Source organism: Syntrophobacterales bacterium, assembly GCA_019429105.1.
GTDB lineage: Bacteria > Desulfobacterota > Syntrophia > Syntrophales > UBA5619 > DYTH01.
Genome location: JAHYJE010000008.1, coordinates 17427 through 39238, shown reverse-complemented (window position 1 = coordinate 39238; position 21812 = coordinate 17427). Strand labels below are relative to the sequence as shown.

23 protein-coding genes are annotated in these 21812 nt (G+C 54.6%); 14 read left to right on the top strand and 9 right to left on the bottom strand.

The genetic code is table 11. From position 1 onward, the window contains the following. The first annotated feature begins 255 nt into the window (after window positions 1–255). From dctP to K0B01_04180, 4 genes are all read left to right on the top strand, one after another. Window positions 256–1260 (top strand): TRAP transporter substrate-binding protein DctP, encoded by a 1005-nt coding sequence (gene dctP, locus K0B01_04195; GenBank protein MBW6485335.1) that lies wholly within the window; start codon window positions 256–258, stop codon window positions 1258–1260. A 24-nt stretch (window positions 1261–1284) separates the two neighbouring features. Further along, window positions 1285–1785 carry a TRAP transporter small permease gene (locus K0B01_04190; GenBank protein MBW6485334.1) on the top strand — a complete coding sequence of 167 codons (501 nt, stop codon included), beginning with the start codon at window positions 1285–1287 and terminating at the stop codon, window positions 1783–1785. Between the two features lie 255 nt (window positions 1786–2040). Then, on the top strand, window positions 2041–3363 hold the full coding sequence (locus K0B01_04185) for a TRAP transporter large permease subunit (protein MBW6485333.1): 1323 nt from the start codon (window positions 2041–2043) through the stop codon (window positions 3361–3363). Between the two features lie 29 nt (window positions 3364–3392). Further along, window positions 3393–4904: a malonyl-CoA synthase gene (locus K0B01_04180; protein MBW6485332.1), complete on the top strand. Its 1512-nt coding sequence runs from the start codon at window positions 3393–3395 to the stop codon at window positions 4902–4904. A 46-nt stretch (window positions 4905–4950) separates the two neighbouring features. Here K0B01_04180 and K0B01_04175 read toward each other — a convergent pair whose 3' ends face one another. Next, window positions 4951–5952, bottom strand: a complete 1002-nt coding sequence (locus K0B01_04175; protein MBW6485331.1) for an alcohol dehydrogenase catalytic domain-containing protein — start codon at window positions 5950–5952, stop codon at window positions 4951–4953. Continuing rightward, window positions 5949–6422, bottom strand: a complete 474-nt coding sequence (aroQ, locus tag K0B01_04170) for a type II 3-dehydroquinate dehydratase (GenBank protein MBW6485330.1) — start codon at window positions 6420–6422, stop codon at window positions 5949–5951. The genes K0B01_04175 and aroQ overlap by 4 nt, the downstream gene beginning before the upstream one ends. 343 nt (window positions 6423–6765) lie before the next feature. On the opposite strand from aroQ, the gene murI reads away from it, so the two are divergent. The 3 genes from murI to K0B01_04155 all read left to right on the top strand — a co-directional run bounded on the left by murI (window position 6766) and on the right by K0B01_04155 (window position 9491). Continuing rightward, window positions 6766–7587 carry a glutamate racemase gene (gene murI / locus K0B01_04165; GenBank protein ID MBW6485329.1) on the top strand — a complete coding sequence of 274 codons (822 nt, stop codon included), beginning with the start codon at window positions 6766–6768 and terminating at the stop codon, window positions 7585–7587. Window positions 7588–7627: 40 nt separating this feature from the next. Continuing rightward, on the top strand, window positions 7628–8455 hold the full coding sequence (locus K0B01_04160) for an MBL fold metallo-hydrolase (protein ID MBW6485328.1): 828 nt from the start codon (window positions 7628–7630) through the stop codon (window positions 8453–8455). A 61-nt stretch (window positions 8456–8516) separates the two neighbouring features. After that, window positions 8517–9491, top strand: coding sequence for an alpha/beta hydrolase family protein (locus K0B01_04155; GenBank protein MBW6485327.1), 975 nt, complete (start codon window positions 8517–8519; stop codon window positions 9489–9491). 116 nt (window positions 9492–9607) lie between these two features. Here the strand turns inward: K0B01_04155 and rfbC are convergent, their stop codons facing one another. Further along, the gene (rfbC, locus tag K0B01_04150; GenBank protein MBW6485326.1) at window positions 9608–10150 is read right to left on the bottom strand and encodes a dTDP-4-dehydrorhamnose 3,5-epimerase; all 543 of its coding nucleotides are present in this window, start codon (window positions 10148–10150) and stop codon (window positions 9608–9610) included. Window positions 10151–10293: 143 nt separating this feature from the next. On the opposite strand from rfbC, the gene K0B01_04145 reads away from it, so the two are divergent. From K0B01_04145 to K0B01_04135, 3 genes are all read left to right on the top strand, one after another. Beyond that, window positions 10294–10749 carry a PaaI family thioesterase gene (locus K0B01_04145; protein MBW6485325.1) on the top strand — a complete coding sequence of 152 codons (456 nt, stop codon included), beginning with the start codon at window positions 10294–10296 and terminating at the stop codon, window positions 10747–10749. Between the two features lie 290 nt (window positions 10750–11039). Then, on the top strand, window positions 11040–11420 hold the full coding sequence (locus tag K0B01_04140; protein MBW6485324.1) for a response regulator: 381 nt from the start codon (window positions 11040–11042) through the stop codon (window positions 11418–11420). Window positions 11421–11455: 35 nt separating this feature from the next. Further along, window positions 11456–11896, top strand: coding sequence for an MOSC domain-containing protein (locus tag K0B01_04135; GenBank protein MBW6485323.1), 441 nt, complete (start codon window positions 11456–11458; stop codon window positions 11894–11896). Between the two features lie 136 nt (window positions 11897–12032). On the opposite strand, the gene K0B01_04130 is transcribed toward K0B01_04135, so the two are convergent. The 6 genes from K0B01_04130 to K0B01_04105 all read right to left on the bottom strand — a co-directional run bounded on the left by K0B01_04130 (window position 12033) and on the right by K0B01_04105 (window position 18169). After that, complete coding sequence (locus tag K0B01_04130) at window positions 12033–13472, bottom strand: sigma-54 dependent transcriptional regulator (protein ID MBW6485322.1); 1440 nt, start codon at window positions 13470–13472, stop codon at window positions 12033–12035. Next, the gene (locus K0B01_04125) at window positions 13469–14923 is read right to left on the bottom strand and encodes a HAMP domain-containing protein (protein ID MBW6485321.1); all 1455 of its coding nucleotides are present in this window, start codon (window positions 14921–14923) and stop codon (window positions 13469–13471) included. Before K0B01_04125 ends, K0B01_04130 begins: the two co-directional genes overlap by 4 nt. A gap of 116 nt (window positions 14924–15039) precedes the next feature. After that, a complete protein-coding gene (rfbA, locus tag K0B01_04120) occupies window positions 15040–15918 on the bottom strand; it encodes a glucose-1-phosphate thymidylyltransferase RfbA (GenBank protein ID MBW6485320.1) in 879 nt (292 codons plus the stop codon). 71 nt (window positions 15919–15989) lie between these two features. Then, window positions 15990–16724 carry an orotidine-5'-phosphate decarboxylase gene (gene pyrF, locus K0B01_04115; GenBank protein MBW6485319.1) on the bottom strand — a complete coding sequence of 245 codons (735 nt, stop codon included), beginning with the start codon at window positions 16722–16724 and terminating at the stop codon, window positions 15990–15992. A 134-nt stretch (window positions 16725–16858) separates the two neighbouring features. Further along, window positions 16859–17788, bottom strand: a complete 930-nt coding sequence (locus K0B01_04110) for a hypothetical protein (protein MBW6485318.1) — start codon at window positions 17786–17788, stop codon at window positions 16859–16861. 3 nt (window positions 17789–17791) lie between these two features. Next, window positions 17792–18169: a cupin domain-containing protein gene (locus K0B01_04105; GenBank protein ID MBW6485317.1), complete on the bottom strand. Its 378-nt coding sequence runs from the start codon at window positions 18167–18169 to the stop codon at window positions 17792–17794. Window positions 18170–18406: 237 nt separating this feature from the next. Here K0B01_04105 and K0B01_04100 point away from each other — a divergent pair, with 237 nt between their 5' ends. The 4 genes from K0B01_04100 (at window position 18407) to K0B01_04085 (ending at window position 21770) form a co-directional block, all read left to right on the top strand. Then, on the top strand, window positions 18407–20038 hold the full coding sequence (locus tag K0B01_04100; protein ID MBW6485316.1) for a peptide chain release factor 3: 1632 nt from the start codon (window positions 18407–18409) through the stop codon (window positions 20036–20038). Window positions 20039–20121: 83 nt separating this feature from the next. After that, the gene (locus K0B01_04095) at window positions 20122–20280 is read left to right on the top strand and encodes a hypothetical protein (GenBank protein ID MBW6485315.1); all 159 of its coding nucleotides are present in this window, start codon (window positions 20122–20124) and stop codon (window positions 20278–20280) included. Window positions 20281–20549: 269 nt separating this feature from the next. After that, window positions 20550–20894 (top strand): hypothetical protein, encoded by a 345-nt coding sequence (locus tag K0B01_04090; protein MBW6485314.1) that lies wholly within the window; start codon window positions 20550–20552, stop codon window positions 20892–20894. 141 nt (window positions 20895–21035) lie between these two features. After that, on the top strand, window positions 21036–21770 hold the full coding sequence (locus tag K0B01_04085; GenBank protein ID MBW6485313.1) for a J domain-containing protein: 735 nt from the start codon (window positions 21036–21038) through the stop codon (window positions 21768–21770). Window positions 21771–21812 lie beyond the last annotated feature (42 nt).

Sequence of the window (21812 nt, the reverse complement as noted above, 5' to 3'; positions counted from 1 at the left end):
GATTATCATGCCTTAATATAAAAAATCAGTGTTGTCCGGTTAGGGAATTGCAGGGACCGTTTTGCCCTCACCCCAACCCTCTCCCGGGGGGAGAGGGAGTGTTTTCTATCTCCTCGATCCGGGGAGAGGGAGCGTTTTATATCTGACCGGATAACTCTGGTTTTGCCTGATTGTTTGCTCCGGGGGCGGCGCCCGGGAAAAAGCGGAAAATGTTTCAATACTTTCAAGATCTCCAACAATAAAAGGAGGAGCGATATGAACCATTTCGGAAAACGTGTTTTCAGCGCCTTGTTGGTCGGGTTGTTCTGGTGCACAATCTTTACTGTAAGTGCAGTTGAGGCCCGAGAACTGAAAATTTCCCACCAATTCACCGAAGCAGACGCCCGCAACGCCCTGGCCGTCGAGTTTGCCAAGGGGGTGGAAAAAGCGACCAACGGAGAGCTTACCTTCAAGATTTTCCCCTCCTCCGCGCTTTTCAAGGCGACGGCCCAGTACGATGCCATGGCCAAAGGCGCGCTTGATTTTTCGATTTTTCCCTTGGCCTACGCCTCGGGGAAAATCCCCGAACTCGAAATCACCCTCATGCCGTGCATCATCAAGGATGTGGATGAAGGGATGGCCTGGAAAGACAGGGAGATCGGGAAAAGGGTCGCCAAAATATCCGAAGACAAGGGGATGAAGATCATTACCTGGCTGTGGTATGGCGGGGGAATCGGCAGCCGCGGCAAACCGGTTATCCTGCCCCAGGACGCCAAAGGGCTGAAATTCCGGGCCGCCGGCAAGTTCTTTGAGCACCTGCTGAACACCCGGAAGGCCTCGATAACCAGCATGCCTTCCTCCGAGATTTACACGGCCCTTCAGACAAAGGTGCTGGATGCCTGCCTTACCTCGGCGGAATCGTTTATTTCCTACCGCCTTTATGAACAATTGGACTATTTCAACACCCCGGAAACCTACGCCATCTGGTACATGGCAGAACCACTGGTAATAAGCGCCAAAACCTGGGCATCCCTGACCCCGTCTCAACAAAAGGCCGTCCTTAAGGTGGGGGTGGAAATGGAAAAGAAGGCCCGGGATGACGCTGTAGCCGCCAATAAAGAGGTTGGAAAGGTGTTCACTGCCAATAAAGTCAAGGTCCATGCGATGACCAAGGATGAATGGCAGGCCTGGAAAAAGGTGGCCGAAGAGACGGCCTGGAAGCAATTTGCCGAAAAGGTGCCGCGCGGCAAAGAGCTCCTGGATTTGGCAACAAAACCATAGGAAACCTAAGGGAAGAGGTGCAAGATGGCTCCAGTCAAAAATAGGGCTCTCCGGATAATTGGCGGCCTCTCGGAGATATCGGGATATCTGAGCGGCTTTGCCATCCTGGCCGCGACCCTCATTATTGTCGAGCAGGTAGTGGTTCGCTATGTCTGGAATGCGGCAACCATCTGGCAGGTGGAGATCGCCGTTTACCTGCTGATCGCCGCCACCTTTCTGGGCGCGCCCTACGGGCTCAAGCACCATGCCCACATAAATATAGACATGGTCGTATATAAGCTCCCTTTTCGACTTCGCCGCAGACTGGACATAGCGACCTCGTTTATTGCGATGCTATTTTGCATTGTACTGTCATGGCGAGGCTGCGTCATGTGGTGGGAAGCTTGGGAAGGGAACTGGCTTTCCTCTTCCCTTTTATCAACCCCTCTCATTTATCCCTACGCAATTATTCCGGTGGGTATGATTCTGACCTCTCTGCAGTATGTGATAAAAATCATGGAACTTGTAAAAAAGCGGCACACGTAAGAGCGGCGCAGGGGCAAAATTATAACTTTGAGCCAATTGCAAAACCATTTGTCATTCCCGAAAGCGCAGCTTAATGTCCATAATGTCTCTATCGGGAATATCGTTTTTTCAAGCAGTTAGAACCAGATTATGAACATTAAACTTCGTTTTCCCGCTCAGAATCGTTGCGGGAATGACAAGAATGGGGAGTTTTGCAATTGCCTCCTTTGTTTGCATAAAAGAACGGCAGCGGCCATTATACCGGGAGAGTTAATCATGAATCCACTCTGGACAGGGGGTATCGTTACCTTTACTGCCTTGGTATTTCTTTTCAGTGGAATGCCTATTGCTTTTGCGCTGGGAGTCACATCCCTGATCGCCATTTTCCTTTTCATGGATGTCTATCAAATCTCGATGATGGCCGAAACCATCTATGAGGGGGTAAACGACTTCAGTCTTCTTTCCATCCCGCTCTTTCTTTTCATGGGGATGATTGTCGCCATCTCCCGCGCCGGCGGAGACCTTTACGAGTGCTTTCATCGCTGGCTGTACAAGATTCCCGGCGGTTTGGGAATCGGCAACATCGCCGGATGCGCCGTTTTTGCGGCGCTTACCGGCTCGAGCCCGGCGACGGCGGCAGCGATCGGCACTATGGGAATTCCCGAAATGCGCAAACGCGGCTACCCGGACGGTCTGGCCACGGGGATCATTACCGCCGGAGGAACACTGGGCATACTTATTCCGCCGAGCGTCACCATGATCATCTATGGAATAGCAACGGAAACATCCATCGGCAAACTGTTCATGGCGGGGATTTTTCCCGGCCTCCTTGTTGCTTTATTGTTTGCAGCCTGGGTGCCCATTGGATACACGCTGGGCAGAAGAAAAGATGTAGCCGCTTTTCCCCTGCAAAAAGGGGAAATCTACACATTAGCGCAGAAATTTTCCTCTACGTTAAAAGTGCTGCCCTTTATCGTGGTAGTTTTAATGGTGCTGGGCTCCCTTTACACCGGCTGGGCCACTCCCAGCGAGGCGGCCGCCGTGGGCGCCTTTTTGATACTCATCATCGCCATTATCTTCTACAAAATGTACCGTCCGCAGGACATCCTGGAAATACTGCTGAAAACGACCAGCGAAAGTACAATGATCATGATGATCATCGCCACCTCTTTTCTTTTCGGCGCCGTCCTTACAAACCTTTTCATCGCCCAGACATTGACCCACATGATTATGGACATGCAGGTAAGCCGCTGGATTACCATGTTCATGATCAACATCCTGCTGCTTGTGCTGGGCTGTTTTCTTCCGCCGGTGGCGATCATCCTCATCGTCTCTCCCATCATTCACCCCATTGTGAAGGCTCTGGGCTTTGACCCCGTCTGGTTTGGAGTGCTGATGACGTTGAATCTCGAGGCAGGGCTGATTACGCCGCCGGTCGGACTGAATCTTTACGTTGTCAAGGGGATTGTGCCGAACATCCCGCTCAACACCATTTTGTGGGGGTCAGTACCCTTTATTCTGCTGCTTTTTCTGGGAATGCTGATTCTTTGCTTTTTCCCGCAGCTCGCCACTTGGCTTCCCGGCATGATGATCAATTAATTTTTTTCACAACCGGGAGAAGATGATTTATGAATGAAAACATGTACGAAATTCTGCAGGCCCGCTTTCCAAAGAACCCCGCCGCCCCGTGTCTGATTCTGCCGGACGGCTCGGAAATCAGCTATGGAAGGCTCCGCGAGGAATCGGCCCGCTGTGCCAATCTGCTTGTTTCACTGGGGGTAAAACCGGGCGACCGCGTGGCCGTGCAGGTCCGAAAATCGCCCCAGGCACTGTTCCTCTATCTGGGCTGTCTGCGGGCAGGCGCCGTTTACCTGCCGATGAACGATGCCTATCAACGGCATGAAGTCGAGTACTTCCTGACGGATGCGACGCCGCGCGTCTTTGTCTGCCGGCCGCAGGTCCGGGCGTTGGCAAATGAACTTGCCGAAAAGACAGGGGTAAGCCATGTCCTTGAACTCGACGACGAGGGCGGTGGGGATTTGACAATGCGGGTGGCGGGCGCGCCCGATCAGTTTTCAACAATTCACCGCGACGGCGACGACCTGGCCGCCATTCTCTACACCTCCGGGACCACCGGGCGCTCCAAGGGAGCAATGCTCTCCCACCGCAATCTCGCCATCAATGCCCAGGTGCTGCACAAATATTGGGGCTTCCAGCCGGGCGACGCGCTTTTGCACATGCTCCCGATATTCCACGTCCACGGCCTCTTCGTTGCGATCCACACCTCGCTTTTGAACGGCAGCCCCATTTTTTTCGAACCTAAATTTGACGTCAAGCGCGCCCTGACGCTGCTGCCGAAGGCCACGGTATTCATGGGGGTGCCGACCTATTACACGCGCCTGCTGGCCGATCCCGGCTTTACCCGCAAGCTGTGTTCCGGGATGCGTCTTTTCATCTCCGGCTCGGCGCCGCTTTTACTGGAAACATTCCAGGAATTTCAGAAAAGAATCGGCCAGACGATTCTCGAGCGCTACGGCATGACCGAGGGCAACATGTTTACCTCCAATCCCTACCAGGGCGAGCGACGGGGAGGTACGGTCGGCTTTCCGCTTCCGGAGGTGTCGCTCAGGATCGTTGATGAAGAAAATCGGCCTGTGGCAACGGACGAGGTCGGCAGCATCCAGGTGAAGGGTAAAAGCATCTTTCTCGGCTACTGGAAGATGCCGGAAAAGACCAAAGAGGAATTCACCGCGGACGGCTTCTTCAAAACCGGCGATCTGGGGAAAATTGACAAAGACGGCTACATCTCCATCAGCGGTCGCGCCAAGGACCTCGTCATCAGCGGCGGTCTCAACATTTATCCGAAAGAGATCGAGGAGATGATCGACATGCTCCCCGGGGTGACGGAATCGGCGGTAATCGGCGTGCCCCATGCCGATTTCGGGGAGGCCGTAGTCGCCGTAGTCATCCGCCAGAACAACGAAACGGGACTAGCGCTTACCGAAGCGGGAATTATTGCGTCCCTCAAGGGCGAGCTGGCCGGATTCAAGGTTCCCAAGCGCGTCTATTTCCTCGACGCCCTGCCACGCAACGCCATGGGCAAGATCCAGAAAAAAGCCCTTCGGGAAATTTATAGTTAGGGGGTCAGGTCTCCAAATTTAGCGTTTTTGCGGAAATGTCCGAATTTCATTTCTGACTGCCGGCATCGATCAGCACCAAGTCCTTGATGCGCGCTGGGGAGCGGAAATCGGCAAGCGCCTCGGGGATATTTTCCAGCGGATATATGTTGGTGATAATCGCCTCCGAGTCGATCGAACCGTCTTGCAGCATCTCGATTGCGACGGCGAATTCGTCTATATAGGTCATCGCCCCGGCTATCAGCAGCTCTTTGCGGGCAATGAGCGCCGTTGAGACCGGCGAATCCCTTTCCGGCAGACCCGTCAGCAGAATCCGGGCGCCGGGGGCGGCAAGCCCGATGACCTGGTTGAGGGCGGCGGGGGAACCGCTCGTTTCATAAATTACGGTGAATTTTTCCCCTTCCTCCTCCAAAAGCGGCAGCGAACTGATCGTCTTTTCGGCGCCCAGCCTCCGGGCCGCGGCGAGACGTCCCTCGGAATGATTGAACGCCGTTACTTTAGCCCCTTTCAGAACAGCCAACTGAACGTACAGAAGACCGATCGCGCCCGTCCCGTAAACGAGCACCCGCTCTGCGGCCGAGGGCGTCATTTTCGCGATTCCATGCAGAGCCACCGAGAGCGGTTCGGTCAAGGCCGCCCTTTCCCAGGAGAGGCCTTCCGGCAGTTTCCAGACGTATCTGCTCGGGGCAGTTGCGTATTGGGCAAAAACACCGTCCACATCCAGCCCCAGCCTGATCCGGTTCGGGCAGATGTTTCCCCGCCCCTGCCGGCATGTCTCGCATTTTCCGCAGGCAAAATTGGGCTGAATCGCCACCATGTCGCCGACGCTGCTCCCCTCTGCGCCCGGGCCGAGGGCGACAATCCGGCCTACCCCTTCATGCCCCGCCACGACGGGGAAATTCCCCTTCAAGTCCCCCTTGTATTTTGCATAGTCTGTCCCGCAGATCCCCGCCCCGACAATGCGCACCAGAACTTCGCCCCCGCGGGGGGTGGGAATGGGGACGTCGAGGATTTCAATTCTGCCTGGTTCCAGGAGGACGGCTGCTTTCATGGTTGTTTGATCCTGCCTGTTTCGGGAAGGGGTTCCTCAACCAGCGCGAATGCCGCCCGGAGGCCGAGCAGATAGCTCTGGACGCCGAAGCCGGCAATCTGTCCCTTTGCCAGCGGCGCTATCACGGAAAAATGGCGGAACTCTTCCCGCGCGTGGATATTGGACATATGCACCTCCACAATCGGGATTTGCAGAATGGCTAACGCATCCCTCAGCGCATAGCTGTAATGGGTCCAGGCGCCGGCGTTGATCAGAACCGCGTCAAACTTTCCCTGATGGATCTGATGGATTTTTTCGCAGAACTTAGCCTCCGAATTTGTCTGGAACATCTCAACGCCGCACCCCAGTTCCGCGCCGAGTTCCTCCAGCCGCCGGTTGATGTCGGCAAGGGTGGAATCCCCGTAGTGGGTTTGTTCCCTCATCCCGCACATATTGAGGTTAACCCCGTGCAAGACAATAATTTTTTTCATGTTTCACCTCTGTTTTACATTAAAATACACTTCAGGTTCCTTCCCCGCTTTGCTTGCGCCGGGCCTGATGGTTTATATCGTACATTGATGAGGAAATCCATACCCTTTTGGATTATGCAGGTTTATCCGGAAGCCGATGAAAATTATTCATTGCCGGTGTAACCCTTGAAGCGGCAGAAATGGCCCGGGCAGGCACTTTTTTTAAAGGTCCCGTTGTGCCTCCGTTCCGATTGTGATAAAGCCGCTCCGTAAAGTACAAGCGTATAGGAGAAACGAAGGGGCGAAGAGAGGGTGAAGGAACTTTGGCAGGGGGATGCTTGAATGCTTTGCGGGGAATTGTTTGATGAAATCTGCTGCGGCCTTTAACAAGACCGGCAATCCGCTCGGGGTGTTCGACTCCGGCGTCGGGGGACTGACGGTTGTCCGCGCCTTGCTGGAGCGCCTCCCTTTTGAGAAAATCATCTATTTCGGGGACACCGCCCGTGTCCCCTACGGCGTCAAATCGGCGGAGACCATTATCGGTTACGCCCGGCAGATTACCGGATTCCTGCTTGCCAGGGACGTAAAACTGCTGATCGTCGCCTGCAACACCATGTCCGCGGTCGCGTATGAGGCAATCAGCGAACTCTCTGCCGTTCCCGTTCTCGACGTCATCCAGGCCGGCGCGGGGATGGCCTGTGCAGCCACGAAAACAAAAAGAGTCGGGGTAATCGGCACCCCGGCAACGATCGGAAGCGATGCCTACACCCGGGCAATACACAGACGCGATCATGAAATTAGCGTATTTTCAAAGGCCTGTCCGCTCTTTGTGCCCCTCGTCGAAGAGGGTTGGCTCGACCATCCGGCAACCATCCTGATCGCCCGGGAATACCTCGCTTCGGTTCTCGCCCGGCAGATAGACACCCTTGTCCTCGGCTGCACCCATTATCCACTGCTGAAGCCGCTGCTCCAGGAAACGGCGGGACCCGAAATCATGCTTGTTGATTCGGCGATCGCGGTCGCGGAAGTGGCCGCCCGTCTTCTTAAGGAAAAGGGGCTGGAAGCACCCCCTCGGGAAAATCCCGAACATCGTTTTTTCGTAACCGACGCCCCGTACCGTTTTCAGCAGACTGGTGAAAGCTTCCTGAAACGGCCGCTGGCGCCGCTGGAAATAGTCAGATGGTAGGTTCCCGAAATCGGGAAGAAAAAATTGTCAGAAAGGCGCTATGAAGCTTGTAAAGAAGCATGAATTCGGCAAGGTGCGGGGCTGGGAGTTCGGATGGTCGCCCCTGGGCCATCCCCTGATGACGGTAAGCAGCTACCGGATCGGACCGGTACTGATAGACACCGCCTTGTCCCATATGCGGCCCGCGGTGCTGGAGATGGTTAAGCAAGAAGGAATCAAAACCGTTCTTCTGACCCACTGTCACGAGGATCACAGCGGCAACGCCCGGCCCATCAAAGACACCTTCGGCATACCCATTTACGGGGCGCAACTTACGGCAGAGAAGCTCTCCCGGCCCTCCCGGATTTTGCCTTACCAGCACCTGGTGTGGGGCGCCGCCCCTCCCGTCGAGCTCAAAATCTTGCCGGATGTCTGGGAGGAATTCGGCCTGCGTTTGTTGCCCATCCCCACGCCCGGTCATTCCCGGGACCATATCGCCTATCTGGCGCCCGATGAGGGCTGGCTTTTCTCCGGCGATCTTTACCTCTCCAGCCATATAAAATATTTTCGCGCCGACGAACGCATCAAGGAGCAGATCGAGTCCCTGAGGAAGGCGCTTACCCTGGATTTCGACGCGCTTTTCTGCGCGCATCACCCCAAACCGAAAAATGGCAAGGACTTCCTTGGCAAAAAATTGCAGTACCTTGAGGATTTATACGGGAGAATAGCCGGGCTGGCGCTGCAGGGGATGGACTCCTCCCGGATCATGAAAACCCTGCCTCTTAAGGAAGCCTGGGGAATAAAACTGCTGTGTCTGGGCAATGTGAGCATGGAAAACCTGGTGCGCTCCGTGATCAGTTCCCTGAAGCAAACAGGGGCAGCGCTGTAAACAACGCTACTGTGCGGAAAGACCGGCTGCAGGCGGAAGACTTCCCGGAGAAATTGGAAAGATGACAAGCATTCTTGACCGCGTCTATGCGAAACATTCCAATCGGCGCCTTTTTTTCAAGGATGGATGGGGCGACTTGCCGCGCCTGCGGGAACTGATGCAAAAAGGCGATGACAATGGCGCGCCCCGGCCCATAGATGTTGTCTGGGAAAAGACGCTGGAGACGAAGGAGGCTGTCCTGCGGCAGGGTGCATTTCTCTCCCCATACAACGCGCTGCCGCTTCCCGAGGCAAGCAAAAAGGCCTTTTTTGAACTGGCGCTTCCCTCGGATGCATCCCCGGAAACACCGATCTGCCTTCATTTGGCCGCTACCGGCGACGAGGGTTTTTCCCGACGCCGCGCGCTTTTTGCCTTGCCGCTCTTAAAATCCGGGATCGGTTCGCTGATCCTGGAAAATCCCTATTACGGAAAACGCCGACCGGCTGGACAGCAGAAAAAGATGCTTAATCATTTCAGCGACCTGGTGACAATGGGCGGGGCCGCCGCCGAGGAGGGGCGCTCCCTGCTTTGTTGGCTGCGGGAAGAGGGATACAAAAAACTGGGCGTTTGCGGTATCAGCATGGGGGGCAGCATCGCCGCCAGGGTAGCGGTGCTGGAGGAATCGCCGGTCGCCGTAATCGGCTGCCTTACCGCCCATTCGGCCAGCGTTGTTTTCACGGAAGGGGTGTTGAGCCGTTATCTTGCCTGGGACGTCCTGAACAGGGAACTGGGCGAAGGTGAAAAGGCTATCGAATTTATGAGGGAAATGCTTGATCTTACAAATCTTACAAGGTTTCCCGCTCCCCGCAAACCGGAAGCCGCATATCTTGTTGCAGCCAAAATGGATGCCTACGTGCCGCGAGCGTCGGCCGCCCTGCTTCACTCCCACTGGCCGGGAGCAACAATAAAATGGATTCGCACCGGCCATGTCGGGGCGTTTCTCTTTCATCGTCGTCATTTTCTGGCGGCGATCAGCAATGCCCTGGCCCACCTGTAGAGCAATTATCCCGGCAAGAGAAACCGACAAAGTACTGTTATGCTGTCTTTCTGCTGGCAAAAAACGACGCCGCTCCTTCTGCCAAGCGGCGGCCTATCCACCCGCTCGGCATTCGGCTAAAAGAACCGAGCCTCGGCCCACTTTCTGCCCGCTTCGTCTTTTGAGGACAATTTCGGCTCCCCCTGAAGGGGCCAGGCGATAGCCAGGGTGGGGTCGTTCCAGATGATGGCGCGCTCGTACTGGGGCGCCCAGTAATCAGTTGTTTTATAAAGAAATTCGGCAACATCGGATAAAACCAAAAATCCGTGGGCAAAACCCTCCGGAATCCAGAGCAGCCGTTTGTTTTCGGCGGTGAGAATAACCGCCTCCCACTTCCCGAAGGTCGGCGAATTTTTCCGGATATCAACGGCGACGTCATAAACCTCGCCGATAATAACCCGGATCAGTTTGCCCTGGGGCTGTTTTTCCTGATAGTGCAGCCCCCGCAGGACGTTATGGTTCGAGCGGGAATGGTTGTCCTGGACAAAAGTCGTCTTGAGTCCCGTCTTTTCCTCCCAGACGCGCTGGTTGAAGCTCTCGTAGAAAAATCCCCGTTCATCTCCGAAAACATGCGGTTCGATAATTAGCAGCCCCGGAATGCCGGTCTGAACAACGTCCATCTCTTCCTCCCCTGAAGTATTGCTTTCGCTGGAGGTATAGGGGCGCTTTTTTTGCTTGTCAAGAAATATTTCCCATAGTAGAGAGCTCCCCCCGTTTCATCTTACGGGAAATTTTCAAAATGCCAAGCAAGGAGCGATAAATAATGAATGAATTACCTGAAAATATCCTGACGATGATCAACGAAATTGCCGGCGGCTTTGAGAAGTTAATGGGCCTTCGTTTCGTCAAGGCCACCCCGGAAGAGTACGTTGCCGAATTGGATGTTGATGAGCGACACCTTCAGCCGTACGGGATAGTGCACGGCGGCGTGTACTCCGCCACAATCGAGACTTTATGCAGCCTGGGAGCGGCGCTGAGCGTTTATTCCGAGGGGAAAAGCGCGGTTGGGCTGGATAATTCCACCTCTTTCCTGCGAGCGGTGCGCTCGGGAACCATTCGCTGCACTGCCCGGCCCGTCTTTGCGGGAAAACGCTCACAGGTTTGGGAGGGGCAGGTAACGGATGATCGCGAACGGCTGATCGCGACCGGCCGCGTGCGTTTGGTAATCCTTGAACAGGGTTCCGAGGCGGACGGCATAACCGTCGGCTTGAATCGCTAAATTATCCATTCCCGAGGGGACGGCCCTCCCCGCAGGACAAATCCTGGCAATATTCGACTCATTACCGTTTTTCATGGAACAGCGGTCTTAAAAAATGGCTAAATAACCAGATGGCCTTGGCGAAATAACCATTATCTCTTCCCCTCGCAGAGCCAATTTTTTGTTCTGCGCCCCCGGGGCTTCATTATTGCTGGAGTTTACGTTTTCTTCAACGATGGTATGTTAATTGCATTTTGCCGTTGACAGCTCGTGTGAAAATGCTATTTTTAGACGGCGAATCGGGAAAAGCTATGGGCAGGAAACGAATTCTTATCGTCGATGACGATGCCTTGATCCTCCAGGGATTGGCAAAGGTCATCAAGAAAGATGCGACGGAGGCGGGCGCCGAGGTAGCCACGGCGGAAACGGGTGAGGGCGCCCTTGCGGAAATTAACTCTTCGCCCTGCCATCTGTGTTTCCTCGACATTTTCCTGCCGGACACTGACGGCACGGAAGTGTTGAAAAAAATCAGGGCTGTCTCCCCCACGACGAAGGTGGTCATGATGAGCGCGGGGATCATCAGCGACGACATGAGGGAAAACATTGAGAAGAATGCCTACATGTTCGTTCCCAAACCCTTCGACCTCATGCAGATAAGAATGCTTGTGAAACGAATCATCGAAGAACAGTAGTTCTTAATAATTTTATATACTTAAGAAAGAAGATTATGGCAAAGGTCTTGGCGGTAAATATCAGTTCGGAAAAAGGCGTCCGCAAACATCCCGTCCCCTCCTGTGAACTGCTTATCGATCACGGCATCATAGGCGACGCGCATGCCGGCAAATGGCATCGGCAGGTAAGCCTGCTTGCCCGGGAAAGCATCGATAAGCTCCAGGCAAAGCTGACTAAGATGCAGCTCCAACCAGGCGATTTCGCAGAAAATATCACAACCGTGGGGATTGCGGTTATGAATCTCCCCATCGGGACGAGACTCCGGGTGGGAAGCGAAGTGGAGCTTGAGGTAACGCAAATTGGCAAGGAATGCCACATGGAGTGCGAGATCCGCAGGCTTGTCGGGGACTGCGTGATGCCGCGCGAGGGCATCTTCGCCATAGTTATTCGGGAAGGGACGATAAAGCCCGAAGATGAGATAGAAGTCATCGGCTAAAAACCAGGGGCAAAAAGTTGAACCGTGGCTGATGAAAGTGGGGCGCCCTCCCCGCCGGCCCCGGCTGGGGAGTCTCCTCCTCCCTTCCCTCCGGGGCCTTTTCCAAGCTTGTGATTAACGGAGATTAGGGAACTTCTTATAACTCGCGGGGGATGTACCGGGGGTGCGCCTCTTTTTCACTGCCCCAGTCCAAGCCGAATTTCTTGAGTTGATATCTAAACGAATCGTAACTGATATTCAAAAGCCTGGCGGCCTTCGCCTTGTTGTGCGCCGTCATTTCAAGCGCTTGCACAATCAGGTCTTTTTCCACCTCATCAAGGGAGATCCCCGCCGCCGGCAAAAGGAATTTCTCTTCCCGTTGGCTTGTCTCGGGATATGCCCAACCGATGATTTCCACGGGCAGGTGTTCAGGCATGATGAGCTTCATGTTATGAAACACCACTATTCCCCGCACGACGTTTTTGAGTTCCCTGACATTTCCCGGCCACCCATACGCCAGCATCAATTTCTCGGCCTCGGGAGAAAACCCCTCAACGCCCTTTTTGTACTCCTTCGCGAAGGAGGCAAGAAAATTGTTGGCCAAAACAAGGATATCCGCCCGTCTGTCCGGATCCCGCAGGGGAGGCACGTTCAAGGCAAAGGCGTTGAGACGGTAGAAGAGATCCATCCGGAACTCGCCCTTTTCCACCGCTCCGGACAAATCCCTGTTGGTCGTGGCGACGACGGTCACGTCGAAGGGTCTCTCTTCCCGCCCGCCGATTCTTCTTACCACTCTCTCCTCCAGGGCGCGCAGGAGCTTGCTCTGCAGGCTCAACTTCATCTCGCCCAGTTCATCCAGCAGCAGTGTGCCCCCGTCGGCCTCTTCAAAAAGCCCCTTCTTGCTTTTTTTGGCGTCGGTAAAGGCGCCCTTCTCGTAGCCGAAAAGCTCGCTCTCCAGGAGGGTATCCGGCAGGGCGCTGCAATTGACTGGAATAAAGGGGCTGGCGGAGCTGATAGCCTGTCCGTGCATCATTCCGTGGATATTGCGCGCTATGACCTCCTTGCCGACGCCGCTTTCCCCGGTTATCAGGATGCTGGAGACATGCGCCTCGGCTATCCTTTCCACCTTCGCCTTCAACTCTTTTTTTGCCTTGGAAAAACCCCAAAAATCGTTCTCAAAAAATGATGAACTGATTTTTCTGAGATATTCGACCTCTTTTTTGAGCTTGACGTTTTCCATTGCATTCCGGATGACGATCTTGACCTCATCGACGTTGAACGGTTTGGTAAGGTAATCCCAGGCGCCGATCTTCATGGCCCTCACCGCGGTCTCCGCCGAATCGTCGGCAGTCAGCATAATGACTTCCATCGCAACCGCTTCACCTTTCAGAACCTGAAGCGCCTCCACGCCGTTTTGCCCCGGCAGGTTGACATCGAGCAGAACGACATCCGGCGACCACTCGACGATGCTTTCGACGAGTTTTGCATCACCGGCATTGGTGCGCACCTCGTAGCCCTCACGTTTCAGGGTTCGGGCAAGCATTGCCAGAATCAGCTCGTCATCATCAACGAGATAAATACGTCCATGGTTCTTCATACTGATCTCTCTACTTGCTTTCCGACGGGCAAGGCAACTGTGAACGTAACCCCATCAGGAACATTATTGTGAACCTCAATTACGCCGCCATGTTCTTCGACAATCCGTTTGGAAACGGCCAATCCCAGACCAGTCCCGGAGCCCTTCCCCTTGGTTGTGAAGAAGGGCAGGAATATCCTCGCCATCAATTCGGCAGGAATGCCTTTTCCCGTATTGCTGATCCCGATGGAAACGGTCTTTTTCTGCGTGTCCTGCCCTGTTGTTATCCTTATGGTTCCTCCCTCCGGGACGGCGTCGGCAGCGTTCAGCAAAAGATTGAGAAAAACCTGCTGCAGTTGCTGGGGATCGCCCATAATTTCCGGCAGGGACTCAGCAAATTCCTTGATTATCTGCTTGCGCGGATTGCCGGAGACGAACGACGGGTGCTTCATAATGAAATATACCTGCTGCTCGAGGAGTTTATTGACAGCGACGCTGGTCGGCTGGGCTGCCGCCGGCCGGGCATAATTGAGAAGATTCTTCATCAGCAGCTCGATATGTCGTATCTGCTCGACCACCTTTTCGAGCGCCTCGCGGTCCTGCGGCTCCAGCGTCAGTTCCGACAACAACACCTCGATCGTCACCTTCATCCCGGCAAGAGGGTTCCGGATTTCATGGGCAAGCCCCGCCGACATCTCCCCGCAGACCCGCAATTGCTCCGTCCGCTGCATGACAAGCATCTGCTTTTTCAGGGATGACGCCATTTCGTTAAACGATTCGGCCACTTCCCCAAATTCATCCTTCAGTCCTTCAATTCGATGTTCCAAATCTCCGCCCTTGAGCCTGCGAGTGGCGTCCAGCAGGCTGTTGACGGGTCTGGTCAGCCCGCGGATCAGGAAAAAGGCCAACCCCACGGCAAAAAACGGGCCTATAGTAAGCAGCACGAACAGGGTGAACTTTCGCTGGTTTATCCTCCGAAGAACATTCCGCTCCTGCTTCTCCAGATTGATGCTGGTGACCTTGATCATGTTCTCGGTTGTCCCTATTAGTTTATCCCCCAAGGTCAGCGCCGCATCCGCCCGCTGTCCTGCGAGCGGCGAGAGGGGATCGGCGGCAAAAACATTAAGCGTCGCGGCATTGTAGGTTAGAATTTCCTCTTTCAAAGCGATCATCTTCCCGTAGGTGGGTGTGTGAGTAGAGGCATGACAGAGGACGCACCTCTCGACAATTTCCACCATGCCGGCCGCACCCGACAAATTCTCCGGCACCAAGCATTTGCCCCGGAGAATGATCTTTTCCTGGTTTTTCTTGATGCTCAAAAGGAGGTTATTCCTAAGAACCATCGTTTGGTACATCCGGGTAATGCGATGCAGATCGTAGCTGATCGCTTCCGTGGTCCTGAAGATGTAGAGCCCGCCGAATAAAAACATCAGGGCAAGGATGGAAAGACCCAAAATAATCTTTTTTTTCATCGCAGTGTTCTACCGCCGTTCTCTTGGGATGCCGGAATCGGACTTGGCCATTTGCCGCTTTGCCGGGGATATCACGAGGCCAAAAGCTCCGGGATGCCGGTCTGAATAACGTTCCGCTACTCTTTCTCCCCGAAGATCCTTTCCAGATAGTCGCGATAACTTGAGCGCGGGGTATCGTCGATAACTTTACGCATCTCTGCCCTGTCCACGAAACCCTTGCGAAAGGCGATCTCTTCGAGGCAGGCGATCTTCAGCCCCTGCCTGGCCTCCAGCGTGCCGATGAAATGGCTCGCCTCCAGCAGGCTGGCGTGGGTGCCCGTATCGAGCCAGGCGATGCCCCTGCCGAGGGGCACAACTTGCAGCTTTCCGCGTCGCAGGTACTCCATGTTGACATCCGTTATCTCCAGCTCCCCGCGCGCCGAGGGGTTCAACGCTTTGGCGATTCCGGTTATCTGTTCGTCGTAAAGGTAAAGCCCTGGCACCGCGTAGGAGGACTTGGGAGCAACCGGCTTTTCTTCGATGCTCACGGCCTTTCCCGTTCCGTCAAACTCGACAACCCCGTAGCGCTCCGGGTCGTTTACATAATATCCAAAGACCGTGGCGCCAGCAGTAAATCCCCCGATGATCGCATCGAGCCCCATCTTCCCGTAGAAGATATTGTCGCCCAGGATCAGACAAACGGGCCCCCGCGCGATGAACTCCTCGCCGACGATAAAGGCCTGGGCAATCCCCTGCGGCCGGGGCTGCACCTTGTAGGCAATCCTGAGCCCCCAGCGCGAGCCATCGCCGAGGAGGGCCTCGAAGCGTGGGGTGTCCTGCGGCGTCGAAACAATCAGGATATCCCTGATGCCGGCGATCATCAGCGTCGCCAGTGGATAGTAGATCATCGGCTTGTCATATACCGGCTGCAATTGTTTGCTCGCCACCATGTTCAGCGGGTAGAGCCTGCTCCCCGAACCCCCCGCAAGGACAATGCCCTTTTGAATACCCGACATAGCTTGTTCTCCATAAACTTTCGTAAAAACCCGGTAAGACTCACATAACGGAAAGACGTCGCGCAAGGGATTTATTTAAAAATATCGGCAATCATCTGCTGGATATTTTCGGCGGCGGCGCGGCGCTCCGGCGCCTCCCGGATCGGCCGCCCGACCACAATGTAATCGGCGCCATTGAGAAATGCCTCTTTTACCCCGACCGTCCTTTTCTGGTCATCAACATTCGCGACCGGTCTGATTCCCGGCGCTACTACCAGCAGTTTTTCGCCGAGTTCCCACCGGATTTGCGCCGCCTCAAGACCGGAGGAGATCACGCCGTCGCAGCCGACAGTCAGGGCGCGTCTGGCCCGGGAAAGCACCAGTTCCTCAACATTGCACGCAAACCCCAGGTCCTTCAGATCGCCTGCATCGAGACTGGTCAGCGCTGTCACCGCCAGAATCTTCAGGTTTTTTTTAGCGGCGGCCGCCGCTTCCATAATTTTGTCGTTGCCGTGAACCGTTACAAACTGCACGTCGCGCTCCGTAAGCTGGCTTACCGCCGATTTGACCGTCTGCGGGACGTCAAAAAACTTCAAATCCACAAAGACCTTTTTCCCCCGCTCGCGAAGCCAGTCGGAGAGCTCAAAATAGCCGCCCGCCATGAACATCTGGAGCCCCAGCTTATAAAACACGACGGAATCGCCCAGTTCGGCGACCAGCGCCTTGGCCTCGGCAACCGAGGAAACATCCATCGCAAAGATCAGCCGCTCCCGCGGCAGGATATCTTTCTCAGACAAAAATGAATCTTTTTCTTCCGTTTTATCCATCATTCACCCTTTTAAACATCGCCTGTTATTGAGCTATTGCCAATCCGGAACATTTGCGAAATCGCTTATCATTTTAGTATCATGTCTCAATTGCTGCGATGGGTTCTAACATATACTGCGAGCATCTGCAACGGTTATGAAGACAGCACCGCAGCCTTGATTCGCCTTATGGCTGCCCGAATCTTCCTGGTCCGGTCGCCCTTGCGGCTCCCTTCGTCATTTTTCAGGAAGAACGAGATGGTTGATGCGCTGGTCTGAAAAACATCCCGCAGCACGGCCTTTGTCTTCAACCGGCGGTCCCGGACCAGCGCCAGCTTTCCGTAGCCGTTGGCATCGGCCTCGTTAAAGCCGAAGTCGTCAACAATGAGAACCGACCGGAACCTGCCCGACAACTGCGCCGCCAGCAGCTCCCAAAAACGGCGCTCCGCCTTCCAGAAACCCAGATCTGCGGAATTGGCGACGATAAAGGAACTGAACCGCGCCTCCTTTTCCGATTTGCCCGGGAACGTCTCCCGCCCCCTTGCAGCGGCTGTAACCATCTGTTTTGATTCTGGCTGTGATGCGGCATTGCTTTCGGCCTTTGTTGCCGTTATGCCCCACTTTCGCAGATATCGGATAATTGCGCCGGTCGCCTCGGCGTAATGGTCAGTCGCGATCACGACGGCAGTATTACGATCGGCATACAGATTTTCGAGCAGCGGCCGCCAGAGAAGATCCATCCGGGAGTGGTCGAGATACATGGTTACAAAACGCTGCGCCGCCTCTTCAACTGAAGAACATGAAACTTCGTTTTTGGCGCCGGGCGCCCGGTGGGAAAGATGGAGCGAAGCGATCCTGTCTGCTATAACCCGCGCATAGCCGATTGTTGTCCGGCTCCCCTCCGCCCAGGTCGGAAAAATGATCTTCTCCCAGAAAATGTTTGCATCCGTAACGCCGAAGGCAGCCAGACCGCTTGCTGCAAGAGCGCTGGCAAGATTTTCCGGACGTCCGAAATCGGGCGCTTCGCTGCTCAGAGTGCCTGAGTAGTCAAAGATAACAAGTATTGGGGATGGAAGTTGTGCCATTTATCACTTTCCAGTCTTGAATTGTCCACCCTCAAATAGACTAAGCCCCGCCTGTTCCCCGCCAAAATGGATAGCCAGCCAGATCGTATCCTGCCCGGGATCGGTCCTTTCCACGCGGTGGCGCACGTGCCCGGGGATGAGGAGACAATCACCCGGAGCAAGCGCGATCTTTTGGCCGTCGGCAAAAGAAAGTTCCGCCGTTCCCGCAAGCAGCAGAACCCACTCATTTTCCTGCTGATTGTACCAGAAACCCTCCGGCGATGCTTCGCCATGGGAGATAATCCGCTCGATCCGCAAGTTTTCCGCCCGCAGAATGTCCTGAAATGCCTCCTTTGTTCGCTCCGAGGGAATTTCGTCAAAAAGATTAATGACTTTAATCATGCCTTCATCCTCAATAAATGCGCCCCGGGTCAGTTCACTGTCCTATTTTTAGTTGAATAGACCATTGCCGCCTTTTGTGCAACCGTGAAAAATCACGATCAGGGAAAGCAGCGCCGCAGCAAGGAAAAAGTCTTGACAATATTCCCCTCATCATATAGAAGAACCGCGGATTTACGATGTTTTAGTCCCCTGTGCCGGGAGGCGATCGGGGATTTTTTATGGGGACAGGTACACCATATGGGAATTGAAGAAACCGCCGCCGAGACTGCTGCGACATTCAATGAAGAGCGCCGGCGGCGGCAGGAGATCGAGCAGCGCCGCACCTTCGGGATCATCAGCCATCCCGACGCCGGGAAAACAACGCTGACCGAAAAACTGCTCCTCTTCGGCGGGGCGATCCAGTTGGCCGGGGCGGTGAAGGCCAGAAAGGCCGGACGTCACGCGACGAGCGACTGGATGACGATCGAAAAGGAGCGGGGAATCTCGGTTACAACCTCCGTGATGAAGTTTCACTACCGGAATTTTGAGATCAATCTCCTTGACACCCCCGGCCATCAGGATTTCTCCGAGGACACCTACCGCGTGCTTACCGCCGTGGATAGCGCGCTGATGGTCATCGATAGCGGCAAGGGGGTCGAGCCGCAGACGGAAAAGCTGATGGAGGTCTGCCGGATGCGCAACACGCCGATCATTACCTTCATCAACAAGCTCGACCGCGATGGACTGGCGCCAATGGATATCCTCTCCGACATCGAGGACAAACTCCAGATCGAGTGCGTCCCTCTTTCCTGGCCGATCGGGATGGGCAAGGACTTCAAGGGGGTTTACAACATCTACCGGCGCTCCCTCCACCTGTTTACCCCGGGGAAGGACAGCCGCAAGGAGGCGGGAATCACGATTACCGATCTGGACGATCCCCGGCTGGACGAACTGCTGGGGAGCTCAGCCGGGCGGCTCCGGGAGGATATCGAACTGATCGCCGGGGCTTCCAGCCCGTTTTCGATGGAGGAATACCTCAAGGGGAGCCAGACCCCGGTATTTTTCGGCAGCGCGATCAACAACTTCGGCGTGCGGGAGCTGCTTGACGCCTTTGTCGAAATGGCGCCGGCGCCCGGCCCCCGCCAGACGACAACCCGGCTTGTTTCACCCCTCGAGGAGACCTTTTCCGGCTTTGTCTTCAAGATTCAGGCGAATATGGATCTCGCCCACCGCGACCGGATCGCCTTTTTCCGCATCTGTTCGGGAAAGTTCACCCGCGGGATGAAGGTGATGCACCACCGGATCGGCCGCGAAATCGTCCTTGCCAACGCGACGATCTTCATGGCGCAGGATCGCACCAACGTCGAAGAGGCCTGGCCGGGGGACATCATCGGCATCCATAACCACGGCACGATTCAGACCGGCGACACCTTTACCGAAGGCGAAGTTATGCAGTTTACCGGCATCCCCAACTTTGCCCCGGAACATTTTCGGCGGGTGCTCGTCAGAAACTCGTTGAAGATCAAGCAGCTCCAGAAGGGGCTGACCCAGCTTTCCGAGGAGGGCGCCGTGCAGGTCTTCAAGCCGCTCGCGGGCAATGACTACATCCTCGGGGCAGTCGGCGTCCTCCAGTTCGACGTGACGATGGCCCGCCTCAAGACGGAATACGGGGTTGACGCCTCCTACGAAACGATCGACTACACAACGGCCCGCTGGGTGACCTGCGACGACAAAAAAATGCTTGCGGATTTTGAAAAGAAGAACCAGAACAACCTCACCCTCGACGCCGACGGCCACCTCACCTATCTGACCACGAGCGAATGGCGCCTCGGTTTTGTCAAGGAGGACTGGCCCGGAATAACATTCAATAAAACCCGCGAGCACAACTGAGCCATGAGGCTGCCGCCATTTTTTCCGGGCCGCCTCATCATTGCTTCTCTCTTTTACAACGGCGGCCCTATAAGGAAATAATCGTGATAGAATTGACAATCCCCGGTTTCGGCCAACGGAGATTGCTTCATCTCGTCTCTGATTACAACGGCACTCTCTGCGTTGACGGAGCGCTTATTGCCCAAGTAGCTGTAAAACTGAATATTCTGGACGCAATCTGCCCGCGCGGAGGAAATACATGACAATGAGCCAATTGCAAAACCATTTGTCATTCCCGAAAGCGCAGCTTAATGTCCATAATGTCTCTATCGGGAATATGGTTTTTTCAAGCAGTTAGAACCAGATTCCCGCTCAGAATCGTTGCGGGAATGACAAGAATGGGGAGTTTTGCAATTGCCTCCAATGATTGACTGGCAAAAAATCGCGCGTTGCGTTAACATCCCAAATCAGGATTATGATCAGCTCCGGAAAATGAGAATTATGGACCCCGGCATTGACAAAGGCGAATGGCATGATCGACTCCATGAAGCGTCATGAACTCTTTGTGCAAGAAGCACTGGCAAGGAATCTCCCCCCCGAAGCGTTAAGGGAACTGCTTGCGCATCACGACAAAAGGATCGAGTGGATGCAGCACGAAAGACTGGTTCATCTACTGGTAACACTGTTCGTTTGCCTGTTTGCCTTGCTTTCTCTCGGATATGCCCTGCTATACCCTTCCGTTTTGTGTTTCGTTCTTGCCGGGCTGCTGATTGTCCTGGCGGTTGCGTATCTGATTCATTACTACCGGCTCGAAAATGGAGTCCAGAAATGGTACCGACTATCCGATGACATCCGGAGACAATCCCGGCAGGGATGATCCGTCTCGGATGCTTAGGGGGTACCAAAAGACCCTCTCGGTGCAAATTACTGATTGCCCCCGACAGCAGCGCCGCGTCGCAGCCATCGGGATTTATAAAAAGCTTTTTAATATTCATGGTTGGAGGAAAAGCTGCTGAACATGAAGGCGCTGGCTGTTTTGGCAAACAAGGACAAAGAACCGAGGAGATGCCTGTCCTGCGGGACTACCGAGAACATGGGAAGAAAAAGATACTGCTCCGTTGAGTGCAGACAGAAGCTTCACCAACGGCTCGATATGCGCTGCGGCCTCTTGCAGGCGTTAAACACCCGCTACGCAACCTTTTACTTTTCCGAACATCTGATAATCATGGATATATTGCCCTGGGGACAGAGGGATATATACAGTTTTTTATACCCCCGTTCGGCAGGGAAAAGCCCCGGTGAGGATTTCGGCGTGATGGCCAATATTCTGGGAGAAACATGGTGGAAAGAGCAACAACGCACAAAAAAACGGCACTTCGCAACGCTCCACGTTCTCGATAACGCCGTCCGCAATCGTGTAACAATGCTGGATGTAAAACCGCATATCCGGCAAATGCCGGATATCAATCCCACGGCGCTGGTTTATCTGGATATTGATAAATCCAGCCTTAGTTCCGAAGAGCTGAACAAGATAGTAAGAAATGCCTACCGGCGGCAGGTCAAGATCCATCACCCGGATCTCGGCGGGGATGCGGAGATGTTTCGCAAAATATACAAAGCCTATGAGGAACTGCTCAATTGGGCCGACAACCCCAGCTTCATCAGCCGCCGCGGATTTCCGGACAAGTGGTTCTACGAAGGCGGCAAGGAACGCTGGTTCCAGCCGTCTTTCTTGACTAAAAGCGGACAATGACAACAGAATTTGCGATGAGAAATAGCTGGAAGGGGCGCAAGG

Coding starts and splice junctions, on each gene's coding strand:
- pyrF (MBW6485319.1), bottom strand. CDS start 16,724: ATGGATAAAACGGAAGAAAAAGATTCATTTTTGTCTGAGAAAGATATC.
- rfbC (MBW6485326.1), bottom strand. CDS start 10,150: ATGGACGTTGTTCAGACCGGCATTCCGGGGCTGCTAATTATCGAACCG.
- K0B01_04160 (MBW6485328.1), top strand. CDS start 7,628: ATGAAGCTTGTAAAGAAGCATGAATTCGGCAAGGTGCGGGGCTGGGAG.
- K0B01_04145 (MBW6485325.1), top strand. CDS start 10,294: ATGAATGAATTACCTGAAAATATCCTGACGATGATCAACGAAATTGCC.
- K0B01_04130 (MBW6485322.1), bottom strand. CDS start 13,472: ATGAAGAACCATGGACGTATTTATCTCGTTGATGATGACGAGCTGATT.
- dctP (MBW6485335.1), top strand. CDS start 256: ATGAACCATTTCGGAAAACGTGTTTTCAGCGCCTTGTTGGTCGGGTTG.
- K0B01_04105 (MBW6485317.1), bottom strand. CDS start 18,169: ATGATTAAAGTCATTAATCTTTTTGACGAAATTCCCTCGGAGCGAACA.
- K0B01_04110 (MBW6485318.1), bottom strand. CDS start 17,788: ATGGCACAACTTCCATCCCCAATACTTGTTATCTTTGACTACTCAGGC.
- K0B01_04135 (MBW6485323.1), top strand. CDS start 11,456: ATGGCAAAGGTCTTGGCGGTAAATATCAGTTCGGAAAAAGGCGTCCGC.
- K0B01_04085 (MBW6485313.1), top strand. CDS start 21,036: ATGAAGGCGCTGGCTGTTTTGGCAAACAAGGACAAAGAACCGAGGAGA.
- K0B01_04175 (MBW6485331.1), bottom strand. CDS start 5,952: ATGAAAGCAGCCGTCCTCCTGGAACCAGGCAGAATTGAAATCCTCGAC.
- K0B01_04185 (MBW6485333.1), top strand. CDS start 2,041: ATGAATCCACTCTGGACAGGGGGTATCGTTACCTTTACTGCCTTGGTA.
- K0B01_04190 (MBW6485334.1), top strand. CDS start 1,285: ATGGCTCCAGTCAAAAATAGGGCTCTCCGGATAATTGGCGGCCTCTCG.
- K0B01_04180 (MBW6485332.1), top strand. CDS start 3,393: ATGAATGAAAACATGTACGAAATTCTGCAGGCCCGCTTTCCAAAGAAC.
- rfbA (MBW6485320.1), bottom strand. CDS start 15,918: ATGTCGGGTATTCAAAAGGGCATTGTCCTTGCGGGGGGTTCGGGGAGC.
- murI (MBW6485329.1), top strand. CDS start 6,766: ATGAAATCTGCTGCGGCCTTTAACAAGACCGGCAATCCGCTCGGGGTG.
- K0B01_04125 (MBW6485321.1), bottom strand. CDS start 14,923: ATGAAAAAAAAGATTATTTTGGGTCTTTCCATCCTTGCCCTGATGTTT.
- K0B01_04100 (MBW6485316.1), top strand. CDS start 18,407: ATGGGAATTGAAGAAACCGCCGCCGAGACTGCTGCGACATTCAATGAA.
- K0B01_04155 (MBW6485327.1), top strand. CDS start 8,517: ATGACAAGCATTCTTGACCGCGTCTATGCGAAACATTCCAATCGGCGC.
- aroQ (MBW6485330.1), bottom strand. CDS start 6,422: ATGAAAAAAATTATTGTCTTGCACGGGGTTAACCTCAATATGTGCGGG.
- K0B01_04140 (MBW6485324.1), top strand. CDS start 11,040: ATGGGCAGGAAACGAATTCTTATCGTCGATGACGATGCCTTGATCCTC.
- K0B01_04090 (MBW6485314.1), top strand. CDS start 20,550: ATGATCGACTCCATGAAGCGTCATGAACTCTTTGTGCAAGAAGCACTG.